General features: G+C 69.9%; 21 protein-coding genes and 2 tRNA genes. 16 read left to right on the top strand and 7 right to left on the bottom strand.

All coding sequences use genetic code 11. The features are described from left to right. Nucleotides 1-35 precede the first annotated feature (35 nt). The 3 genes from M3666_RS08275 to M3666_RS08265 all read left to right on the top strand — a co-directional run bounded on the left by M3666_RS08275 (nucleotide 36) and on the right by M3666_RS08265 (nucleotide 2,759). Nucleotides 36-299, top strand: coding sequence for a hypothetical protein (locus M3666_RS08275; protein WP_066653980.1), 264 nt, complete (start codon nucleotides 36-38; stop codon nucleotides 297-299). 138 nt (nucleotides 300-437) lie between these two features. Then, a complete protein-coding gene (locus tag M3666_RS08270) occupies nucleotides 438-1,748 on the top strand; it encodes a SpoIIE family protein phosphatase (protein ID WP_251154976.1) in 1,311 nt (436 codons plus the stop codon). A gap of 132 nt (nucleotides 1,749-1,880) precedes the next feature. Next, nucleotides 1,881-2,759: a family 16 glycosylhydrolase gene (locus M3666_RS08265; RefSeq protein ID WP_251154975.1), complete on the top strand. Its 879-nt coding sequence runs from the start codon at nucleotides 1,881-1,883 to the stop codon at nucleotides 2,757-2,759. A 55-nt stretch (nucleotides 2,760-2,814) separates the two neighbouring features. Here M3666_RS08265 and M3666_RS08260 read toward each other — a convergent pair whose 3' ends face one another. Next, nucleotides 2,815-3,024, bottom strand: coding sequence for a hypothetical protein (locus tag M3666_RS08260; protein WP_126892263.1), 210 nt, complete (start codon nucleotides 3,022-3,024; stop codon nucleotides 2,815-2,817). A gap of 46 nt (nucleotides 3,025-3,070) precedes the next feature. Beyond that, the gene (locus tag M3666_RS08255; protein WP_066653974.1) at nucleotides 3,071-3,412 is read right to left on the bottom strand and encodes a DUF3140 domain-containing protein; all 342 of its coding nucleotides are present in this window, start codon (nucleotides 3,410-3,412) and stop codon (nucleotides 3,071-3,073) included. A 150-nt stretch (nucleotides 3,413-3,562) separates the two neighbouring features. Between M3666_RS08255 and M3666_RS08250 the strand changes: the two genes are divergently transcribed. The 5 genes from M3666_RS08250 (at nucleotide 3,563) to M3666_RS08230 (ending at nucleotide 7,341) form a co-directional block, all read left to right on the top strand. Beyond that, on the top strand, nucleotides 3,563-4,786 hold the full coding sequence (locus M3666_RS08250) for a zinc-dependent alcohol dehydrogenase (RefSeq protein ID WP_209682923.1): 1,224 nt from the start codon (nucleotides 3,563-3,565) through the stop codon (nucleotides 4,784-4,786). Further along, nucleotides 4,783-5,691: an SDR family oxidoreductase gene (locus M3666_RS08245; RefSeq protein WP_251154974.1), complete on the top strand. Its 909-nt coding sequence runs from the start codon at nucleotides 4,783-4,785 to the stop codon at nucleotides 5,689-5,691. The genes M3666_RS08250 and M3666_RS08245 overlap by 4 nt, the downstream gene beginning before the upstream one ends. Before the next feature lie 106 nt (nucleotides 5,692-5,797). Next, nucleotides 5,798-5,938: a hypothetical protein gene (locus M3666_RS08240; RefSeq protein WP_158407748.1), complete on the top strand. Its 141-nt coding sequence runs from the start codon at nucleotides 5,798-5,800 to the stop codon at nucleotides 5,936-5,938. Nucleotides 5,939-6,076: 138 nt separating this feature from the next. After that, on the top strand, nucleotides 6,077-6,994 hold the full coding sequence (locus M3666_RS08235; RefSeq protein WP_066653968.1) for an isoprenylcysteine carboxylmethyltransferase family protein: 918 nt from the start codon (nucleotides 6,077-6,079) through the stop codon (nucleotides 6,992-6,994). Between the two features lie 191 nt (nucleotides 6,995-7,185). Beyond that, complete coding sequence (locus tag M3666_RS08230) at nucleotides 7,186-7,341, top strand: hypothetical protein (protein ID WP_158407747.1); 156 nt, start codon at nucleotides 7,186-7,188, stop codon at nucleotides 7,339-7,341. Between the two features lie 19 nt (nucleotides 7,342-7,360). Here M3666_RS08230 and M3666_RS08225 read toward each other — a convergent pair whose 3' ends face one another. Next, nucleotides 7,361-7,654 (bottom strand): hypothetical protein, encoded by a 294-nt coding sequence (locus M3666_RS08225; protein WP_209682927.1) that lies wholly within the window; start codon nucleotides 7,652-7,654, stop codon nucleotides 7,361-7,363. 141 nt (nucleotides 7,655-7,795) lie between these two features. On the opposite strand from M3666_RS08225, the gene M3666_RS08220 reads away from it, so the two are divergent. The 5 genes from M3666_RS08220 to M3666_RS08200 all read left to right on the top strand — a co-directional run bounded on the left by M3666_RS08220 (nucleotide 7,796) and on the right by M3666_RS08200 (nucleotide 11,298). Continuing rightward, nucleotides 7,796-8,353, top strand: coding sequence for an RNA polymerase sigma factor (locus M3666_RS08220; RefSeq protein ID WP_066653961.1), 558 nt, complete (start codon nucleotides 7,796-7,798; stop codon nucleotides 8,351-8,353). Continuing rightward, nucleotides 8,350-8,928: an Asp23/Gls24 family envelope stress response protein gene (locus M3666_RS08215; RefSeq protein WP_251154973.1), complete on the top strand. Its 579-nt coding sequence runs from the start codon at nucleotides 8,350-8,352 to the stop codon at nucleotides 8,926-8,928. Before M3666_RS08220 ends, M3666_RS08215 begins: the two co-directional genes overlap by 4 nt. A gap of 69 nt (nucleotides 8,929-8,997) precedes the next feature. Then, the gene (locus tag M3666_RS08210; protein ID WP_066653959.1) at nucleotides 8,998-9,408 is read left to right on the top strand and encodes a hypothetical protein; all 411 of its coding nucleotides are present in this window, start codon (nucleotides 8,998-9,000) and stop codon (nucleotides 9,406-9,408) included. Nucleotides 9,409-9,677: 269 nt separating this feature from the next. Further along, nucleotides 9,678-10,283 (top strand): HD domain-containing protein, encoded by a 606-nt coding sequence (locus M3666_RS08205; RefSeq protein ID WP_251154972.1) that lies wholly within the window; start codon nucleotides 9,678-9,680, stop codon nucleotides 10,281-10,283. A 46-nt stretch (nucleotides 10,284-10,329) separates the two neighbouring features. Continuing rightward, entirely contained in the window at nucleotides 10,330-11,298 is a 969-nt protein-coding gene (locus M3666_RS08200) for an AraC family transcriptional regulator (RefSeq protein ID WP_066653953.1), read from the top strand. A 9-nt stretch (nucleotides 11,299-11,307) separates the two neighbouring features. Here M3666_RS08200 and M3666_RS08195 read toward each other — a convergent pair. Beyond that, nucleotides 11,308-11,394, bottom strand: a tRNA-Val gene (locus M3666_RS08195). A 346-nt stretch (nucleotides 11,395-11,740) separates the two neighbouring features. Further along, nucleotides 11,741-12,451, bottom strand: coding sequence for a hypothetical protein (locus M3666_RS08190; protein ID WP_066653951.1), 711 nt, complete (start codon nucleotides 12,449-12,451; stop codon nucleotides 11,741-11,743). 637 nt (nucleotides 12,452-13,088) lie between these two features. Here M3666_RS08190 and M3666_RS08185 point away from each other — a divergent pair. Next, complete coding sequence (locus tag M3666_RS08185; protein WP_066653949.1) at nucleotides 13,089-15,293, top strand: phospholipase A2; 2,205 nt, start codon at nucleotides 13,089-13,091, stop codon at nucleotides 15,291-15,293. 489 nt (nucleotides 15,294-15,782) lie between these two features. Next, on the top strand, nucleotides 15,783-16,427 hold the full coding sequence (locus M3666_RS08180) for a hypothetical protein (RefSeq protein WP_144411285.1): 645 nt from the start codon (nucleotides 15,783-15,785) through the stop codon (nucleotides 16,425-16,427). 867 nt (nucleotides 16,428-17,294) lie between these two features. Here M3666_RS08180 and M3666_RS08175 read toward each other — a convergent pair. After that, nucleotides 17,295-17,370: transfer RNA gene (locus M3666_RS08175), tRNA-Val, on the bottom strand. A 221-nt stretch (nucleotides 17,371-17,591) separates the two neighbouring features. Then, entirely contained in the window at nucleotides 17,592-19,187 is a 1,596-nt protein-coding gene (locus M3666_RS08170; protein WP_251154971.1) for a long-chain fatty acid--CoA ligase, read from the bottom strand. 495 nt (nucleotides 19,188-19,682) lie between these two features. Between M3666_RS08170 and M3666_RS08165 the strand changes: the two genes are divergently transcribed. Next, on the top strand, nucleotides 19,683-20,246 hold the full coding sequence (locus M3666_RS08165; RefSeq protein WP_066653947.1) for a MarR family winged helix-turn-helix transcriptional regulator: 564 nt from the start codon (nucleotides 19,683-19,685) through the stop codon (nucleotides 20,244-20,246). Nucleotides 20,247-20,265 lie beyond the last annotated feature (19 nt).

Here is a 20,265-nt window from a genome sequence, read left to right as displayed (position 1 = left end):
TTCCCGGACGTGCCCGGGGGTGCGACGATGGGCGCATGCCGAAGGACGAGCTGACGGTCGAGGAGGCGACGGCGATCGCCGAGCACGCCCGGTCCGGGGCGCTCCCGCTCGAGGACCCCGAGGTGCGCCGCGTCGTCGAGCAGGCGAACCGGACGCTGGTCCGGGCGCAGATGTGGGGCGAGGACCGCAGCCCGAGACTGCGCCGGCGTCGGCGGTGGCTCGCCGCGGGCGCGCTGGTGATGGTCCTCGTCTGGGTCGCCGGGCTGCTCGTCCCCCTCGCCTTCCGTCTCGGCCTCTGAGACCGGCGGTCGACCGACGCGCGAGCGCGGGCGCGTCGACCGATCGTCGCGTGAGCCGCGTCGCGTGAGCGCGGCTCAACACGCCCGGCCCTCGGAGTGGGGTTGCCCGGAACACCCCGTCCGGGTTGACTCGACCGCGTGACGAGCACCGCGGACCGCCCCTCGTCGACGCCGACGTGGACGATCAGCGTGCGCGACGACACCGGTCCGATCGTGCTCGGCGGCCTCCGGACGTCGTGGGCTCCGCTGGCGAAGCAGACCATCATCGCCGCGCTGATCGTCGGGGCTGCCGTGGGGAGCACCTTCTCCCCGTGGCTCGAGGTCACCGACGCCCCGCTGATGTGGAGCGGGGTCGCGATCGCCCTCCTCGGCCTGGTCTTCGCCGCCGTGGCCGTGCGCTCGTCCGCGGCGATGCGGGTCGAGCTGCTCGTCCCCGCGATCGACTTCTTCGCGGTCGGCTTCCTGCGCTTCGGCACCGGCGACGCCGCCTCGGTCTTCACCGCGATCGTGGTGCTGCCCGTGGTGTGGGTCGCCGCGAACCCCGGGCGACGGCACGTGGTGTGGCCGGTGCTCGGCACGACCGGCACGCTGCTGCTGTCCTACGCGATCTCCCCGACCGAACCGCGGCCGAGCGAGCTCGTGCGGCTGTTCATCGTCGTGTTCGTGTTCGGGGCGACGGCTGCCGTGACGAACGAGCTCGCGCGGCAGGCCGGCCTCCAGCTCGCCGCGGTGCAGCGCCGGCGTCGGGTGGCCGAGGGCGAGATCGACCGCGCGGCCCTCGTGCAGCAGTCGCTCCTGCCGACGACCGCCGCGGGGCTGCCCGGGGAGCTCCGCGCGGTGGGCGTGTGCATCCCCGCGCGGACGGTCGGCGGCGACTTCTACGACTGGTTCCCCACCCCCGACGGCGCCGCCTTCACCCTCGGCGACGTGATGGGCAAGGGCGTCGGCGCCGGCATGATCGCCGCCGCCGTGCGCTCGCTCATCCGCAGCACCGTCGACGAGTCCGACCCCGCGGTCGCCGTCCGCCGCGCCGCGACCGGGCTCGCGACCGGGACGTCCGACCTGACCAGCGGACAGTTCACGACGTGCTTCCACGTGCGGGTCGACCGTGACGGGCACGCCCGGTGGGTGGACGCCGGGCACGGGCTGACGGTGCTGCGGAGCGTCGACGGCACCGTCCGCCCGCTGCGGTCGGCGCACCTGCCGATCGGTGTCGGCACGAGCTGGACCGCCGAGGACACCGTCCTCGAGCCCGGCGACGTCATCGTGGCCGTGAGCGACGGCGTGCTCGACCTGTTCGGCGGCGACCTCGACTCGCTCGACCGCTTCGAGGCGTGGGTGGCGGAGCGGGACCACCCGCAGCAGGTCGTCGACGGCATCGCCGAGCTCGCGCACGCCGACGAGCACCCCGACGACGTCACCGTGCTGTGCGTCGGCTACGTCCCCTGAGCGGACCGACCCCTCGTCGCGACCGCGGTCCGGCGCGCGTGTCCCTCGAAGTGTGGACTGGTCACCGGACCGATCACGGGGGATGATCGTGCGTCCCGTCCACCGACGGGCACGAGGACAGGGATCCCCCGGATGCTGCACGACCACACGCCGACCGACGCCGCCCACACCGTCGACCGACGCCGCTTCCTGGCGCTCGGGCTGGGCAGCGCCGCAGCCACGACGGCCGCCGTCGGAGCGGCACTGACGCCGGACGACCACGCCGCTGCGGCCACCACGACGTGGTCCGGAGGGGTGCTCCTCGCCGCTGACGAGTTCGACGGCGCCGCCGGCAGCGCCCCGAACCCGGGGATCTGGCGGTTCGACACGGGCGCCGGCGGGTGGGGGAACGCCGAGCTGCAGACCTACACCGACTCGCGACGGAACAGCGCGCTGGACGGCGCGGGCAACCTCGTCATCACCGCACGACGCGAGGCCGACGGCACGTACACCTCCGCGCGGCTGAAGACCGAGGGCACCTTCACCGCGCAGTACGGCCGGATCGAGGCACGCATCCGGATCCCGCGCGGGCAGGGGATCTGGCCCGCGTTCTGGATGCTCGGCGCGGACATCGGGCAGGTCGGATGGCCGGCCTGCGGCGAGATCGACGTGATGGAGAACGTCGGGTACGAGCCCGGTGTCGTGCACGGCACCGTGCACGGACCCGGCTACTCGGGAGCGCAGGGGCTGTCGGCCGCTGCGACCCTGCCGAACGGTGCGGCCTGGGCGGACGCCCACCACGTCTTCGGGGTCGATTGGCGCCCGGGATCGGTCACGTGGCTCGTCGACGGCGTCGCGCAGCGCACGGTCACCCGGGCCGACGTGGGGACGTCGCCGTGGGTCTTCGACAAGCCGTTCTTCGTGCTGCTCAACGTCGCCGTAGGCGGCACCTGGCCCGGGTCGCCGGATGCGACCACGCGGTTCCCGCAGCAGATGCTCGTCGACTGGGTGCGGGTCTGGCAGCAGTCCTGACGGCGAACGGGACCCGCGGGGCGAGCCCGCCACGCTCCTCCCCTCCGTCCAGTGCTCAGCGCCTCGCGCGTGCCAGCAACCAGAGGTACGTCGCGTGGCCGACCAGCGCCAGGCCGAAGAACACCGCGGCGACCGCGTAGACGCGGTCGAGCTCGCCCTGGCCGATGACGAGCATCACGACGCAGAACACCACGGCCGCGGCGAGGACGCCGACCTGGATCGTCGACCAGATGCGGCGGAAGCGGGGCATGCCGGAGTCGTCCACGGCCCCATTCTGCCCGACCGGCGCGACGGACCCGGGTCGCCGCGGCCTACTTCTCCGGGTCGTGGCCCCAGTTCATGAGCGAGTACCGCCACTTCGAGTCGTGGGAGTCGCCCTTCGGTTCCTGCTTCGAGTGCCGCGCCACGTAGCCGACGACCTTCCGCATGTGGGCGTAGTCGTCGTCGGTGTAGTCGCCCTGCTTCTTCTCGAGGATGCGGACGATGTGCCGCCCGCTCTCGTGTCCGGTGGACTCGCCGCCGCCGTCGGACTTCTGTCCGACCTCCTTCGACTCGTCCGTGTCGAGCCACTTCCGCAGTTCGGACGCGGTCATGTTCACCGCGTCGGCGAAGTCGTCGCGCGTCTGCTTCTCGTCGTGCTGGTCGTCGCTCATGGCGGCCAGCGAACGCGCCGGGCCTGGGTGTCCACGCAGCGCTGCGTGTCCCCCGTTCCGGTGCGCTGATCGGACGCCGCTCCGCGTCCGTCCAGCACTGGTCGGGTTGTGTGTCCCCCGAACACCCCCACGACAGGAAGCGAGAGCAACATGCGCGCAGTGGTCTGGCACGGCATCGGGGACATCCGTCTCGACGAGGTCCCGGAGCCCACCATCCAGCACCCGGAGGATGCGATCGTCCGGATCACCCGCAGTGCGATCTGCGGCACGGACCTGCACTTCGTCCGCGGCACCATGGCACCGATGGAGGAGGGCACCATCCTCGGGCACGAGGCCGTCGGCGTCGTCACCCAGGTCGGTGACGCCGTCCGCGGGTTCAGCGCCGGGGACCGCGTCGTCATCAACTCGACGATCTCGTGCGGCGCGTGCCGGTACTGCCGGATGGGCAAGACCGCGCAGTGCGACGTCGCGAACCCGAACGGCCCGCAGGCCGGCACGAGCTTCTTCGGCGGCCCGCAGTCGACCGGGCCGGTGAACGGTCTGCAGGCGGAGTACGTGCGCGTGCCGTACGCCCGCAACACGATGCACCCGCTGCCCGAGAACGTGAGTGACGAGCAGGCGATCCTGCTCTCCGACATCTTCCCGACCGGCTGGTTCGGCGCCGAGCTCGCCGGGGTCACCCGCGGCGACGTCGTGGTCGTGTTCGGCGCCGGCATCGTCGGCCAGTTCGCCGCCGCCTCCGCCTACAAGCTCGGCGCAGCCCGCGTGATCGTCGTCGACGGCGAGGAGACCCGGCTCGCCGCGGCGCTCGCGCAGCACTGCGAGGTCGTCGACTACAACCGCGAGGACCCGGTGCAGGCGATCATGGACCTGACGAACGGCATCGGCGCGGACGCCGTGATCGACGCCGTCGGGGTCGACGCGGAGCGCCCGAAGCAGGGCCCCGCAGCGGTGTCCGACGAACAGGCCCAGCAGTTCGACGCCGAGGTGCAGCAGGTCGCGCCAGACGCCTCGCCGGACGGCTTCGGCGAGCAGCAGCAGTGGAAGCCCGGTGACGGCCCGTCGCAGGTCGCACAGTGGGCGGTCGCGTCGGTCGCGAAGTACGGCCGCATCGGCATCATCGGCGTCTACGGTCCGACCGCACAGTCGTACCCGATCGGCGAGGCGATGAACAAGAACCTGACGATCCGGATGGGCAACTGCGACCACCACTCGGTCACCCCGCCGCTCATCGACCTGGTGGCATCGGGGCAGTTCGACCCGACCGCGCTGATCACCGAGCACGAACCCATCGGCGACGCGATCGCCGCGTACGAGGCCTTCGACCGCCGCGAGCCCGGCTGGGTCAAGGTCGAACTGGAGGCGACACGATGACCACCGCACCGAGCGACCAGTACGCCTTCGGCGACCCGCGCAGCCGCTACCCCGACGTCTCTCCGGAGCCGCAGGCCCAGGACGAGCCAGGCCTGCAGTCGCAGATGACCCCCGTCCCCGACCTCGGCGAGTCCAGCTACCGGGGCACGGGGCGCCTCGAGGGCCGGAAGGCCCTCATCACCGGAGCCGACTCGGGCATCGGCGCCGCCGTGGCGATCGCCTTCGCCCGCGAGGGGGCCGACGTCGTCCTGGCCTACCTGCCCGAGGAGCAGTCCGACGCCGACCACGTGATCGAGCAGATCGAGGCGGCCGGGCGGAAGGCGGTCGCGGTCCCCGGTGACCTGCGCGACAATGCCTACGCGGGGCAGCTCGTCGAGCGCGCCGTCGCCGAGCTCGGGGGCATCGACGCGCTGGTCAGCGTCGCCGGCAAGCAGCGGTGGCAGCCCGACCTGCTCGACATCACCGACGACCAGTTCGAGGCGACGTTCGACGTCAACGTGTTCGGGCTCTTCCGCCTGGTGAAGGCAGCCCTGCCGCATCTGCAGCCGGGGTCGACGGTCACGACGACCGCGTCCATGGAGGCCTACCAGCCCGCGCCGGACCGCCTCGACTACGCGGCGTCGAAGGGCGCGATCAACAACTTCTCCAAGGGGTTGTCGCAGCTGCTCGTCGAGCGCGGCATCCGGGTCAACATCGTCGCCCCGGGTCCGACCTGGACCGTCCTGCAGCCGAGCGGCGGCGTCGACCCGGAGTCGCTGCCCGAGTTCGGCAGCAGCGAGTCGCCGATGGGCCGCGCGGCCCAGCCCGCCGAGCTCGCGCCGGCGTACGTGTTCCTCGCGTCGCAGGAGTCGAGCTTCGTGGCCGGCGAGACCCTCAACGTCAACGGGGGCATGGTCACGCCCTGACCCCGGACCGCCTCGGCTCGTGGAGCGGACACGCTGCTCCCCGAGCGGGAATGCCCGCGCAGCCGCCGACGTCGAACCATCCACACACCACGCGAAGGAGCACACCATGACCCTCGACCTCCACAAGGGGAACAGCGTCGACACCGAGCGTCACTGCCTGCCGACCAGCACCCTGCACGCCCTGCACGACGACCAGCAGGAGCAGACGTTCGGACGCTGGCTCGGCCAGATCAACGGACAGCGCTGAGCGCGTTCGCTGCGCGCTGACGGACGGGAGGCGCGGTGCCGGCTGGCACCGCGCCTCCCGTCCGTTCGTGGTCACGCCGGACACCGCCGGTCACGGCGAGACGCCGTCACGTCGGCGCGGCGCTGCTAGGTTGCAGCTGTGTCGTGGGGTCGGTGGTGGTTCGCGCTGCAGGCGTCGGGCGGCGCCGTCTGGTGGCTGCTGGTCCCCACCGTGCCGATCGTCCGGACCGCGACGCTCGGCTCGCTCGACCCCGTGCCGGTCGCCGCACTCGACGTCCCGCTCTTCGTCGTCGCCTCGGCACTGGCCGCCGCGGGCCTCCGCTGGTCCGCCGTCGTCGCCACGGGGTGGACGGTGCTCGTGCTGCTCGGGACGGCCGCCTGGGCGACGGTCACCCGTGAGGCGGGCTGGGGTGTCGTCGCGATGACCGCAGCGACCGTCGGCTCCGTCCTCGCGCTGTGCCACGTGCTGCTCGGGCGGGTGCCGACCGAACTCGTCACGTCGGGTCCGCTGCGCTTCCGGACCGCCGACCCGGACGCGGGACCCGTCCGGCACCTCCTCGGGACCGCGGTGCAGATCGTCGTGTTCTGGGGGCTCTTCCTCGGCGTCCTCCCGCTGCTGATCGCCGCCGCCGAGACCCGGTGGCGGCTCCGTCCCCCGCTGCCCGACGCCGTCGTGCAAGTGGTCAGCGGGACCGGTCTCGTCGTCTTCGTGTTGGCGAGCCTGCTCGGCCTCGCCTCGGCAGTGTCGATGTCGACGCGTGGCGGCGGGACCCCGTTGCCGTCGGCGATGCCCAACCGGCTCGTGGTCGCCGGCCCCTACCGGGTGGTGCGGAACCCGATGGCCCTCGCCGGGCTGACCCAGGGCGCTGCGGTGGGGCTCGTCGCGGCGTCCTGGACGGTGCTCGTCTACGCGGTCGCGGGCTCCGTCGTGTGGAACTGCGTCGTGCGCCCGCTCGAGGAGCGCGACCTGGAGCAGCGGTTCGGTGACGACTTCCGCCGCTACGCCGCAGCCGTCCGGTGCTGGGTGCCGCGGTTGCGCCCGGTACCGCGGAGCTGAGCGCGCGCCACGGGACGCAGCACGAGCGCGCGAACCGGATGGTCCGCCCGTCCGCGTCCGGAACACGACCGGACCCGCCGGGTGCCCCGGAGCGCGTGCAGTGTGGACGGAGCCGTCCGACCGGGCGGCACCCCGCTCGCGCAGACCCGCCGGCGAGGACGGCCGGCGGGACGACGCGGGAGGTGCAACGGGTGCGATCGAGACTCTCCGACCTGCACGAGGAACCGGGCGAGTGGCACCGGCGTGGGCTGCGTCACCCGGACGAGATCGCGTCCCTCGTGCACACCCGGCTGCTGGAGAACGTCCCGGCCGACCCCGCGTACCGCGACTTCTTCTCCGCCGAGTGAGCGTCGTGCGTTCCTCCGCTCAGAGCTCCCGGAGCATGCGGCCGGCTACGGCGTCGTTCCAGGACGTGGTGGCCCCGACCTCGGTCGCGGTGTGCAGTCCCCCGTGCCCGTCCTCCAGCCCGCACCGCCACCGGTCGAACACGCTCATGCAGAGCGTCCGTGCCGTGCGCACCGCGCCGGCGACGGGCCGCTGCGGCGCTGCGTGGCGGAGCGGACGCTGCGGCGTCCTGTCGCCGAGCGGGTCCGTGGTCGCGTCGTCGGTCGGCTCCGGTTCGACAGCGGGCAGGGGGGTCGTGGTGGTGTCGTCGTGCATCTCACCAGTGGGACGTCACGAGCAGCGGATCCGTCACGAACTGACGCACCCGACACCATGCGGGCACTCTCCACGCTGCCGGTGCATGCTCGGTGGAGACCGGTCCACCGACCGGCAGCCCGAGTCGGACGGAAGGCGGGGATGAGCGACGGCACCGCGCTGCAGCACGCGTCCGACGCGACGCTCGTCGCCCGCGCGGCCGACGGCGACGTGCTGGCCTTCGAGGTGCTCGCCCGCCGGCACGGACCGCTGATGCGCGTCTACGCGGAGCAGGTGCTCGGCTCCAACGTCGAGTCCGACGACGTCGTGCAGGAGGCCTTCCTCACGGGGTGGCGGAAGCTCGCGGACCTCGAGGACGCCGAGCGGTTCCGCCCCTGGATCATGCAGATCGTCACCCGCCGGGCCCTCGACCGTCTCCGGCGTCGACGTCACCACGACGACCTGGACGACCACGACGAGGCGGCCGACCCGTCGCAGGCCCCGGAGCGTACCGTCGAGACGCGCATGCAGCTCGACGCGATGTGGGCTGCTCTGGACCGGATGCCGATCGACCAGCGTCGGTGCTGGCTGCTCCGGGAGACCGCCGGGTACAGCTACCAGCAGATCGCCGAGGAACTCGAGCTCCCGACGTCGACCGTGCGGGGCCTGCTCGCACGGGCGCGACGGTTCCTCGCCGCGGAAATGGAGGGATGGCGATGACGACCGACGACCTCCCCCTGCCCGACGACGACCTCGACGGCCACACGATCGAGGAGATCGCGGACTACCTCGACCGCGGTCGGGACCCGATCGACCCGTCCATCGAGGGCTCGGCGGTCTGCCGACTCGCGATGACGAACTTGCAGCGCCTGCGCGAGCTCTCGCTCGGCGCGCTCGAGCAGCGCGCCGGTGCCGAGCCCGACCGGGAGACCGCCTGGGTCGACCGCTTGCTCGGGGCGATTCGCGCCGAGGTGCGGCCCGGTCGCGACGTCCCGGTCGCCCACCCCGATCCGCGCCTGCGCCTGGCGGTCACCGAGGCGGCCGTGCGCGGACTCGTGCGCCGTGCCGGCGACACGATGGGCGGCGTCGTGATGGGCCGCTGCGTGCTGCGGGGCGACGTGGAGGAGCCCGGAGCCGCGGTCAGCATCGACGTGACTGCCGGGCTCGTGTACGGCGGGTCGGCCCTGGAGACCGCCGAGCGCCTGCGGGGCACCGTCGCCGAGGCCGTCGAACGGCACACCGAGCTGCGCGTCGAGGCCGTCGACGTCCACTTCGACGACGTCTACCTGCCCTGACGACCACCGCCTGACCACGACCTGCCCGACCGGCGGCGAGACGACCCACCAGCAGCGAGGAGCGCGACCATGGACGACGAAGCGATCTCACGCACGGTGACGGCCGGCATCCGACACGTCCCCGGGGTCACCGGGGTCTACCCGCCCCGCCCCGTCGCCGCCGCGGCCGAGACCGTGGTCGACGCGGTGGTGCCCGTACCGCTCCGTCTGCACGACCCCGACGTCCTGGTCGACGTGGACCGACGCGGCGGCCGCGTGCACGTCGTCACCGGCATCAGCGTCGACGGCGGCCGTCCCGCCGCGGACACCCTCCGCGCGGTGGGCGAACGGGTCCGCGACCTGCTCGACGCGGACACGACCGCGACGGCGGACCTCATCAGCGTGACCGTCCGGCTGGTCGAGGACCCGGTCGACGCGGCCGTGGCGCCTCCCGAGGGCGGGCCGTCGGACGCGACCGCGCTGCCGACGAGCGATGTCTGAGCGCTTCCGCTCGGAACTCCCCCCCCCCCGTACGGTCGTACCGACGCGCCGGGACCGTACACGCTCGTGGTCGGCGAGCACGAGCTGTCGTCCTGGGACCTCGGCCCCACCGGCAGGGCCGGCAGCGCACCGGACGGGAGGCGCGTGGCGGATCAGCGCCACGTCGCGCGTCCGACGCCGCGCCGGTCCGGAGGCACGTGGCCGGCCGGCACCGTGCCTCCCGTCCGCCGCGTCACCGGTGCGAGCGGTGAGCATGCCATGATCCGGAGGTGCGCATCGACGACTTCCCCGTCCCGGAGACCCCGGCCGCCCGAGCGGCTGCGTCGCTCGCCACGCGCTACCAGTCGACGGCGATCACGGCGCACGCCGTCCGGTCCTGGTACTGGGCAGCGGGCTTCGCGGCGCTCGACGGGCTCGACGGCGTCGACCACGAACTGCTGTGGGTCGCGGCCGTCCTGCACGACATCGGCACCGTGACCGAGTTCGACAACCACACGGTGTCCTACGAGCACGCCGGTGGGCACGTCGCCGTCGCCCTGACGACCGGGGCGGGTTGGGCCGTCGAGCGGCAGCAGCGCGCGCTCGACGTGATCGTGCGGCACAACTGGCCGGACGTCGACGTCCTCCTCGACCTCGAGGGGCACCTGCTCGAACGCGCGACCGGGCTCGACGTCTCCGGTGCGGGGGCCGAGCTGCTGCCGGAGTCGTACCTGCGCGAGGTGCTCGCACGGCACCCCCGCGGCTCGCTGGCTGCGGAGTTCGGCGCGTGCGTCGCCGACCAGGCCGCTCGCAAGCCCGACACCGCAGCGCGGCGCCTGGTCGACGGCGGTGTCGTCCGGAAGCTCGCGCAGAACCCGCTCGAGGCGCTGTCCTGACCACGACGCGCGCGCGAGGCTCAGCCGGACGTGTCAGCATCGGATCATGACCACCGCCGAACCCGACGTCCGTCACGTCGTCGAGGCGTCCGGCGACGACCTCGACGCGGCCCGAGCGGTGTTCGAGTCGGCGTACGGTGCCGCCGGGTTCCTGCCCGAGCGGACCGAGCGGGACTTCGGCTACCGGTTCCGATCGGTCGGTGGCGAGGGGATGTCGCTGGACTCGAAGCGCTTCGACGGTCGGATGGCCGGCGAGGTCGACGCGACGAGCCACTACTTCGTGACGTGGGTCAGCGACGGCGGCGGACTGCTGGACATCGACCGCGACGAGGTGGCGCTCGCGCCCGGACGCCCGATCGTGTTCCCGAGCGAGCGCCCGTACCGCTTCGACCTCGCCGACGTCCGGCAGAACGTGGTGCAGTTCGACCGCCGCACGCTCGAGCGCACCGCCGCCGAGCTGCACGGCACGGAGCCGGCGCCGCTCGTGTTCGACCACGCCGCGCTGCCCCGACGGGAGGACGTCCGGACGTGGAACGCCGAGCTGCGGGCCTCCGCGCAGGTCGTCCTCGGTGCCACGCCGCTGTCCCCGCTCGCGATGGCCGAGGCCACCCGGCGCACCGCGCTGGCGATGCTCCGGACCTTCCCGCACACGACCCTCGCGCCGGCCGCGCCGGTGCCCGTCGGCGCACGGGGCCGGGTGCAGCAGGCGATCGAGTACATGCACGCCAACGCCGACGTCCCGATCACCACGACCGACGTCGCCGAACACGTCGGGCTCAGTGTCCGCGGGCTCCAGCAGGGCTTCCAGCGGCAGGTCGGGATGTCACCGAACTCGATGCTCCGCGGGATCCGCTTCGACCGGATCCGGACGGAGCTCCGGTACCACTCGGTGGGCGAGACGACCGTGGCGGACACCGCACGACGGTGGGGGTTCGCACACGCCGGGCGGTTCTCCTCCGCCTACGCGAAGCGGTTCGGGGAGCTGCCGAGCGAGACCCTGCGCGCGCGTCGCTGAGCGACTGCGTGGGCCCTGCCGGGATCGAACCGACGACATCCACGGTGTAAACGTGGCGGACCGCGCAAACGTCCGCAGCGATACGCAGCGCTTCCCAGTGATGGCGCGGAAGTAGCTTGCGGACAACTGCGAACAAAAGCACCCGGCTGCGCGTGGTCACCGGCAGCACACCGGCAGCTTGTGCCGGTCGTCCTCGAGTTCCCCGCCGTGGCGCCGGCCTCCCCTACGCCGACGACACGCACCGCTACCGCCTCGGCCGCCGATATCGCCGCCCAATGAAACGGCGGCTGCCTGGCGACGCTCGGCAGGCGGCGCGAGCACGGCGTACTCCCCCCCCCCCCCCGCGGCAAACCGCTAACGTGTGTCGCGCCGTGCACGTAAAGGTCCGCCGCCGAGCAGCTGCTGATGCTTCCGGCCGAGACGACAGGCGCCCACCTCGGAACTACTGGCCGAGCTGTCCGAGCGCCGCTGCGACACCGTCATAGCCGAGAGTGGCCGCGTGTGTGATGGCACCCGTGACCGCAGGGACAATCAGCTTGGCCGCGGCGTCCCGCCATCGGGGACTACGCTCCTCGTCCGCCTGTCCGGCTGCAGCCTGCATGGCAACCCAGAGCCGCTCAGCAGCGCTCGCATAGTCGAAGCCCCCAGCGAGCGTCTCATCCTCCATCGCATCGCGAATCTCGCGCACCAGCTTCACCAAGTAGTAGCGAAGCTCCGCGCTGATGGTCTGGTCTTCCTCAAGGAGGCCAATCGCTTCGTCGACGACGGCACTGAGCCGGTCGAGTCCGCCCGGCGCGATCCTCCCCTTGGTCGCTTCAATGAGGGTGCCCAGCATCTGCAGCTGCCCCATCGCTGCTGAAGGGAATGCCGCGCCAGGGTCGGACTGCTGACCCCAAGTGGTCCCCGCATTGGCCGCCATGCGGCCCCATTGCGGGAACGACTCCCTCGAGACGTAGACGTTGAGACCGTCCGCCTCCATCTCGCTGAGCGCACGATCGATAGCCGTGAGCAGAGCGCTGGTCTCGAGCATCTTTGTAGTCGCAACCATCGGGTCAGCGTTCCAGCCTCGGGCGTCATTTGCGACCACGCCGGCTGCGGCCGCCTCGCGCCACTCAAGGAAGATGTCGTACAGCGCGTATGCGGCGTTGATCATGAGAAGAGCCTAGGTCTCGCGTGGAAGAGAGGCTCGATCGCCGGCATCGGCTTCGGCGCTTACTTCAACATCAATGTTGTCGAACCCGCCGGCTGTGACCCGGACACGATGGGTCGTCACTCCTTGCGGGCTCGTGGGTCTTGAATCTGGAACCCACTGGTACCGGGTCAGGCCTTGCGATGGTGCGCGTCCTTGTGCCCTTGATCCGCGTCGTTCCGCGGTTCTGGCTGGTGTGGAGCATCGTAGCGTTCGCGTCGCTACGCCCTTGATGTGCCCTTCCTGCGCATCGTTTTAGGACCCAAAACGGACCCTGCGGCCCCCCGGCGCGTCGCGGCGTTGTGGCTGTTCACGCTGACTTGCGTGAGAATGCCCCACCCTCTCTTGCGTTCGATCAGCCCAGAGCTCCAACTGGACAGCTGTTCGGCGCTAGCCATTTGGCGCTAGCCGACTGGCTGGGATCATCAGCTCGCAGGTTGACATAGACTGAGAGAACGCTCAGCCCATTCCGGAACTATTACCTCTGAACTGGGATTTTTCTGGCGAGCCCCTCTTCGGGGGACCTGTGCCGGTATTCAGACTTCTTCTAGCCTTCGCGAACTGACGGCAACCCGTGCTGTCAGCTGACCTAGGGGGTCTCGTGCGCACGCTGCTGCACAGGCCGCGCCAGAGGAAGCGCAGCATCGCTGCCGCAACCCTGAGCGCGCTCGCAATCCTTGGCTCGCTGCTGGTCGCAACGCCAGCGCAAGCCCTCAACGACACCGGAACCGGCGGCGTATTCGTCCCGGCAACCGGACGCTTCCTCGACACGGGGAGAAACATCGGCGGCTTCGACACCCCGATGCCTGCCAAGGGCTGGCGCACCGTCCAGGTGACCGGCAAGAACGGCGTCCCGGACGACGGTTCCGTTGGAGCTGTATCCGTCGTTGCGACCGCGGCGAGCATCTCGCATCAGGGCATCCTCTACGGGCGCCCGAACGCAGCCGCGAAGACGACGCTCATGGGTATCTACGGTGGTGAGAGCGAGCAAAACACCTCGTTCTCCGCTGTCCTCGCGGTGAATCCCGACGGCACGATTCAGGTGCAGGCCGAGACCAGCATCCGGCTCATCCTCGACGTGCAGGGCTACTACACCGCCAGCGACGACGGTACTGCCGCCGGCGGCTTCGTCCCGCTGAACGGCTCGCGCATCGCTGACACCCGCTCCGGGCTCGGCTTCCCACAGCAGACCATCGGCGCCGGCGAGCGTGTCGACCTGCAGGTCTCCGGACGCGGCGGCATCCCGAAGGGTGCTTCCGGCGCGATCATCAACATGATCGCCGTCAACCGCACCGCCTCCGTCGGGTACCTCACCCCGTACGCCACGGGCGACACCCGTCCGTCGAACTCCTTCAACTACGCCGGCAACGTGCCGACCTCGATGCAGGCGCAGGTCAAGCTCTCCGCTGACGGCAAGATCACCATCTACAACAACAACAGCACCACCGACCTCGTCGTCGACACCCAGGGTTACTTCACCGCCGCTGGGAAGGGAGGCGCCGTCTTCACTCCCGGTGCTGGCCGTGCGTACGACACCCGCTCCAGCGGCAACACAGTCATGGGAAAGAACGAAACCCGTTCCATCCAGATCGCCGGCAAAGCAGGCGTCCCCGTCATGGGCTCTGGTATCAAGGCCGTTGTCCTCTCGCTCACCTCGCTGAAGTCGACCGCTGGTGCCGGCAATGCGACGGTGTGGGCAGACGGCACAACCCGCCCGAACACGACGTCGATCAATTTCGACGAGACTACGATCCGCACGAACACCATTACGGTACCGCTCGGCGCGAACGGCAAGGTCGCAATCAACAGTGTCGCTGACCCGACCGACTACGTTTTCGACGTCCAAGGCTGGTACAGCAATCCTCAAGCCCCTCGTCTGACTTGCGCCGCTCCGTTCGGGGCTGGAACATGGACCGCTACCACGGGAAGCGATGATATTGCGGCGTCTTGCACTGTAAGCGCGCCTGCTGCAGTCGAGGCTGGGCAAACGGTCGACGTGTACCTGAACGACCTTCCGCTCGAGTCTTATTCACTGAATGACACTACGACGTCCTCGTTCACCTTCACGACTCCACCCTTGTCTGGGCTAGTGAAGCTGCGTGCAGAACTGTCCAGCAGCACGGGGTTGGCGCCCTCCGTGGCCTACGAATTTGGGGTTGGTCAGTGGCAGAACGAGGCATTACAGCCAAGTCTTGCGAACGGGGCAGTGGTGAACCCGGAAGTGGTTTCCCTTTACCCGCTTCCCCAGTCAGGGCTCCTACCTGGCGATGCTGCGATCGCTTATGAGCTCCGCGACCTGACAACCGGCGTCACGCAGGCGACCACTACTGGTAACGTCCCGCTCGGCCTTTACGACCTTCCCCGAGGGCACTCCTACTCATGGAAGGCGAAAGTTTCGGCTGCCACCGCATGGGACGAACGAGGCGATATTCAGACCGCAGATTGGTCGTTCCGAGTCGCGAACGAGGGGGAGGACGTTCCTGACGCCACCGACCCCGAGCCGACCGCGAGTGGGGAGATGACCACTTTCGCTGCACCCAACGGTTGTAGCTATTCGCCCGACACGTGGGGTAAGGCGAAGTTCAGGCCCGCTTGCGACGCCCACGACATCTGCTATGGCAATAAGAAGAAGATTAACCGCCTGACCTGCGACGTCGCGTTCCTCGGTAACCTTACGTATGCTTGCAACAAGGCTTACCCCAAGGGTGCTACGCGAAACTCTTGTGCTGGTGTCGCTGGTGGCTACTACACCGCTGTTCGTGGCGCTGGCTGGGCCTTCTATAAGGGAAACGGACGTAATAACTGATGAGAATGCCAGGGGTAGTCGTTGCTGCAATCGTTCTTCTTGCGGTCGGTTTCGTTGCAACTGCAATCGGCTCTGTATGGACCATACTGAGTCCTCCCGGTGGGGGCGTTAACTTCGCTGCAGGATTGATTTACAACGGAGGAATGCTGGTCGGTCTAGCTGGCCTCGGTTTTGGAGTTGCCGCTGCTGTTACTGCACGTCGTAGGTGAGGTCGTAGGCGCTGATCCGGACGGCGACTAACGACAGGTACGCGTAGATCCTCGAGCATGCCCGATCTTTTCGTAAGTCCCCTCAATACAAGCACCCTCAGCCACTGGACTGAGGGTGCTTGCTTTGAGGGGTGTTCGGTGGACCTAGAGGCTCTTCTTCACTGGGGAAGACAGCGCGATGGCAAACCTGCTGCTGACCTGATCGACCAGAGGCCTACCGGCGCCCCGGACGGCGCGGTCGTGATGCCGATCGACGGCGGTCGATGCAAGACTCCCACGCATGACACTTCCTCTATGGCTGCAAATCGTCACCCTTGCCGTCCCCGTCGCCGTCGCCGTGATCTCCAGCATTCTGGCGTCGCGGGCCGCGGGCAGAGCGCAACACGCAGAGGCGGAGGCTGCACGTCTTAGAGCGCTTGAGGAGCGCACAGCGCAGAAAAAGTTCGAGCTGTATCAGCCCTTCCTCACAACGCTAAACGACCTTCTCACTCCGAATCGGAGCGCGGCCGCTCTGGCCGGTATGGAAGACGTCATTACGAACTTTCAGGGCTTCGTGACGGTTTGGGGTTCGGACGAAGTGATCGAGACATTTTACCGGTGGCGCACTTCAGCCAACTTGAATCCGCCGAACTTGGTGACGATGCGACTCATGGCTGATCTTCTCGTGGCAGTGCGTCGCGACATCGCTTGGCCTGATACCAAGGTGCCGACGCTTTACATGATCGGTCACCGAATCAAAGACATTCACGAACATCCCGAGATGGTAAAGGCGATGACACTGCCACTAGATCAGTTTTTGGCGAGCCAAGATTGGACGCCGCCGTTCACGGTCCCGACAGGCACGGCAGGAAGAAGCCAGCGGTCAGCAGCTAACCCCAAGCGTCTGACTGTTCACGAGTCCAGTAGTGGTCGGGACGAACAGTGAGCCGGCGCTGGCCAACGAAGGAGACGGGGCCTTGCGTCCAGCGGAACTGCACTCGCCAAGACGAACGAGCTGGCTCCGACGCTAACGCGGCGTACTCCTCTTCAGTAAGTGGCACCCTGTGGCCGACCTCACTCTTGGCATCCAAGACCGGAGCGAGGCTCGTCCAGGGCGTCCATCGGGCCTTGCCCTGTCGAGTTCGTACCTTGACGTGCCGCGCTGACCCTGCCCCGAGGTTACGGAAATACAGCGACCAGTAGGGCTTTCCGTACTCGGCCGACACATCGTTACGGATCACGTGCATAAGCGGCACTGGCTCTTTGAAGTAGTTGAACAGCAGCGCGAAGGTCGCAACCAAAGCCGCATAGATGGAGAGAACGAGGGAGAGCATGCCTAGATTCTGGAGGTTGTAGGGTCAACGCAAGGGGCGCCGCTCCGATGCATCATCTGTCGAACCTGACCTTAGCGCGGCTTGCACGGTGAAATTCGATAGGGCCGGGATTGGACCAAGGTCTAGCCAGTAGACCGCCTGTATGACGCGGCTCACCGTCATGGAACTCGATTGTCGACGTACTCGCCCGACTTACACTCCAAGTTCGGCGACTCTTCGCTACCCCTGGCTTGGCACAGCGTCGCTGCGAAGAGGCCATCAGCGTGCAGTCATTGGAGGGCACGATCGCGGCACAATCTCAGGCACCACTTCAAGCGGGCCGAGCGGCGTGCATGCTTCTCCCAGCGTCAACCGCGGCGCGCACACCTCAATCCCCCAGCTCCCAGGTTAGACACCGGCAGCTCACCGGCAGCTGCCCGGATTCTCCTCCCGTCGGCCACACATTATTTCCGCATGGTGGGGCCTGAACTGGGTTTTTCTGGTGGGCCCTGCCGGGATCGAACCGACGACATCCACGGTGTAAACGTGGCGCTCTACCAGCTGAGCTAAAGGCCCCTGGAGTCGATCCTAGACGCTCGGTGGGAACACCCTGTCCACGGTCCTGCGGTGATCGGGGCGGTGTTCCTCGTCGTGGCCACGGCTGACGAGCAACGCCGCCGCCGGGCGGCGCCCGGTCCACGCGCCCGCTGACGTCGGCGACGGTCGGCCGCGAGCACGATCGCGACCGGTCCGGAGCGCGAGCCGCGCTCCGGACCGACGACCCCGCCGCGGGGCGCTCAGCCGAACCGCTCGACGAGCTCCCGCTTGAGCACCTTCCCGCTCGGCCCCAGGGGCAGGGCGTCCACCACGTGCACGACCCGCGGGTACTTGTACACGGCGATCTCGTCGGCGACGAAGCGGATCAGCTCCTCCGAGGTCACCTCGGCGCCCTGACGGAGCACGACCGCCGCGGCGACCTCCTGCCCGTGCACCTCGTGCGGGATCCCGAACACGGCGGCCATCGTGACGTCCGGGTGGGCGGCGAGGACCTCCTCCACCTGCCGGGGGTACACGTTGTAGCCGTTGCGGATGATCATGTCCTTCGTGCGGTCGACGATGGTGAGGTACCCGTCGTCGTCCTTCCGCCCGAGGTCGCCCGTGCGGAACCACCCGTCGACGATCGCCTCGGCCGTGGCCTCGGGTCGGTTCAGGTAGCCGTTCATCAGGTTGTGGCCGCGGATCACCAGCTCGCCGATCTCGCCGCGCGGCAGCAGGACGGTGCGGTCGGTGACCTCGGGGTCGGCGATCTCGATGTCGACACCCCAGATCGGCGTCCCGATGGTGCCCGGGCGCGGGGTGGCCCCGACGTGGTTGAACGACGCCACCGGCGAGGTCTCCGTGAGCCCGTACCCCTCGTGGACCGGCGCGTCGAACACCTGCTGGAACCGTTCGAGCACGGCGAGCGGCAGCGATGCCCCGCCGGAGATCGCGTACCGCAGGTGCGGTCGGGCCTCGGACCGGGTCGCGGCGTCGAGCAGCGCGATGTACATCGTCGGGACGCCCATGAAGATCGCCGTGTCGTGCTCGACCATGGCCGCGAGTGCGGCGTCGCCGTCGAACCTCGGCAGCATGACGATCGTCGCGCCGGCGCGGAACCCGGTGTTCATGGTGCAGGTCTGCCCGAAGGTGTGGAAGAGCGGCAGCGCACCGAGCAGGACGTCACCCCGACGCATGTCGAAGGTCGTGAGCAGGCACGTGTTGACCTGTTCGAGCAGGGCGAAGTGGGAGCCCTCGGCGCCCTTCGGCTTCCCGGTCGTCCCGCTCGTGTACAGGATCGTGGCGGTGTCGAACGGGTGGCGCGGGACGTAGGTGTCGAGCGGTTCGCTCATCGCGGCGACGGTCTCGAGTCGGTCCGGAGCGCCCTCGGCGTCCGCCGGGGCGAGCACGCTGAGCACGTCGACGCCGGCGGCTGCCGCCCCGGCGCCACCCTCGCCGAGCAGGGGGGCCGCGCAGACGAGCAGTCGGGCGTCGCTGTCGCGGAGCACGAACTCGATCTCCCCGCGCTTGAGCAGCGCGTGCACCGGCACGACCACGGCGCCGAGCGCGAGGACGGCGTAGTAGACGCGCGGGAAGTCGGCGACGTTCGGCACGAGCATCGCGACGCGGTCGCCCTCACGCACACCGCGCGCGCGGAGGCCGCCGGCGTAGGCGAGGGTCTGCTGCCACAGCTCGGCGTACGTGGTCCGCTGGTCGCCCACGACGACCGCGACGTCGTCCGGGAACCGCGCCGCGGACTCGGCGAGGATCGCGGCGACGGAGGCGGTGGCCTGGGTCGTCCGGGCGCCGTGTGCGGCGCCGGGTGCGGGGTGGCTGCTGGTGGTGGTGCTGGTCATGCCGGCCTTCCGTCTCCCGTGACGAGTTCTCCTCACGGAGCCTACGGCGCTCGGGCCTCCTCGGCCCGGACGCGCGATCTCCGGCGCGCCCCGGCGACCGCGTGTCTGGACGTCGGCTGCACGCAGTGCGCGCAGCGGCTGTGGGCCTGCGCTCACAGCAGGATCGTGTTCAATCGAGACGTCGTGGTGCGGGTCAGGCACCACGGCACGGGCGGCCGGTCTGTGTTCGGGTCACGGATCGGCCGCCGCACCCGGTCCTCGTCCGCGCATCGGGACGAGACCGCTGCGGGACGAGCCGCTCCGCGGCAGTGAGCCGGTGCGTGCCGGACGGGAGGCCCGCAGCCGACCCGCCTCGCGCCTCCCGTCCGCCGGGTGGTCCGGTCGTGAGCGTCGAGACCGGTGACACGGGTCGCCGACCCTCGTCACGTACCCCGCTGCTCCCCGCGCGCCCGGACCGGCTCGGTACTGTCGGGCGGACGAGGTGAGGAGGCTGCGATGACCGAGGACGGCACGCACGGGACGTCCGGGTACTGGTACCCGGACCGGCCGGCGAGGACCGGTGTCGAACTGCTCACCGCGATGCGGCGCTACCGCGCCGCCGAGGTCGCGATGCGCGAGCGCAAGCGCCGGTCGATGGGGATGAACGCGACCGACATGGAGGCGGTCCGCTTCCTGCTGCGCGCCGCGGAGCAGGGCCGCGCGGTGCGGCCGGGCGACCTGACCGCGCACCTCGGGATCACGTCGGCGTCGACCACGGCCGTCGTCAAGCGACTCGTCGCCAGCGGGCACGCCGAACGCCGGCCGGACCCGGCGGACGGCCGCGGCGCCCTGCTGGTCGCGACCGTGCACAGCGACGACGAGGTCCGGTCCGAACTCACCGACGTGCACGCCCGGATGATCGCCGCGGCCGACCGGCTGTCGCCGCAGACGGTGGTCGAGATGCAGGCGTTCTTCGCCGAGGTGATCGACGCGATGGGCGCCGACTCACCCGCGGACGAGGCCGACGGCGCCGCCCGCCCGGGTGCGATGGCCGATATGCGTACGCATCCACTTCGGTAGTTAGACAAACTAGAGAAAT

The organism is Curtobacterium sp. ODYSSEY 48 V2, from assembly GCF_023712625.1.
In the GTDB taxonomy this organism is placed as follows: Bacteria; Actinomycetota; Actinomycetes; order Actinomycetales; family Microbacteriaceae; genus Curtobacterium.
This window is presented reverse-complemented; position numbering and strand designations above follow the sequence as displayed.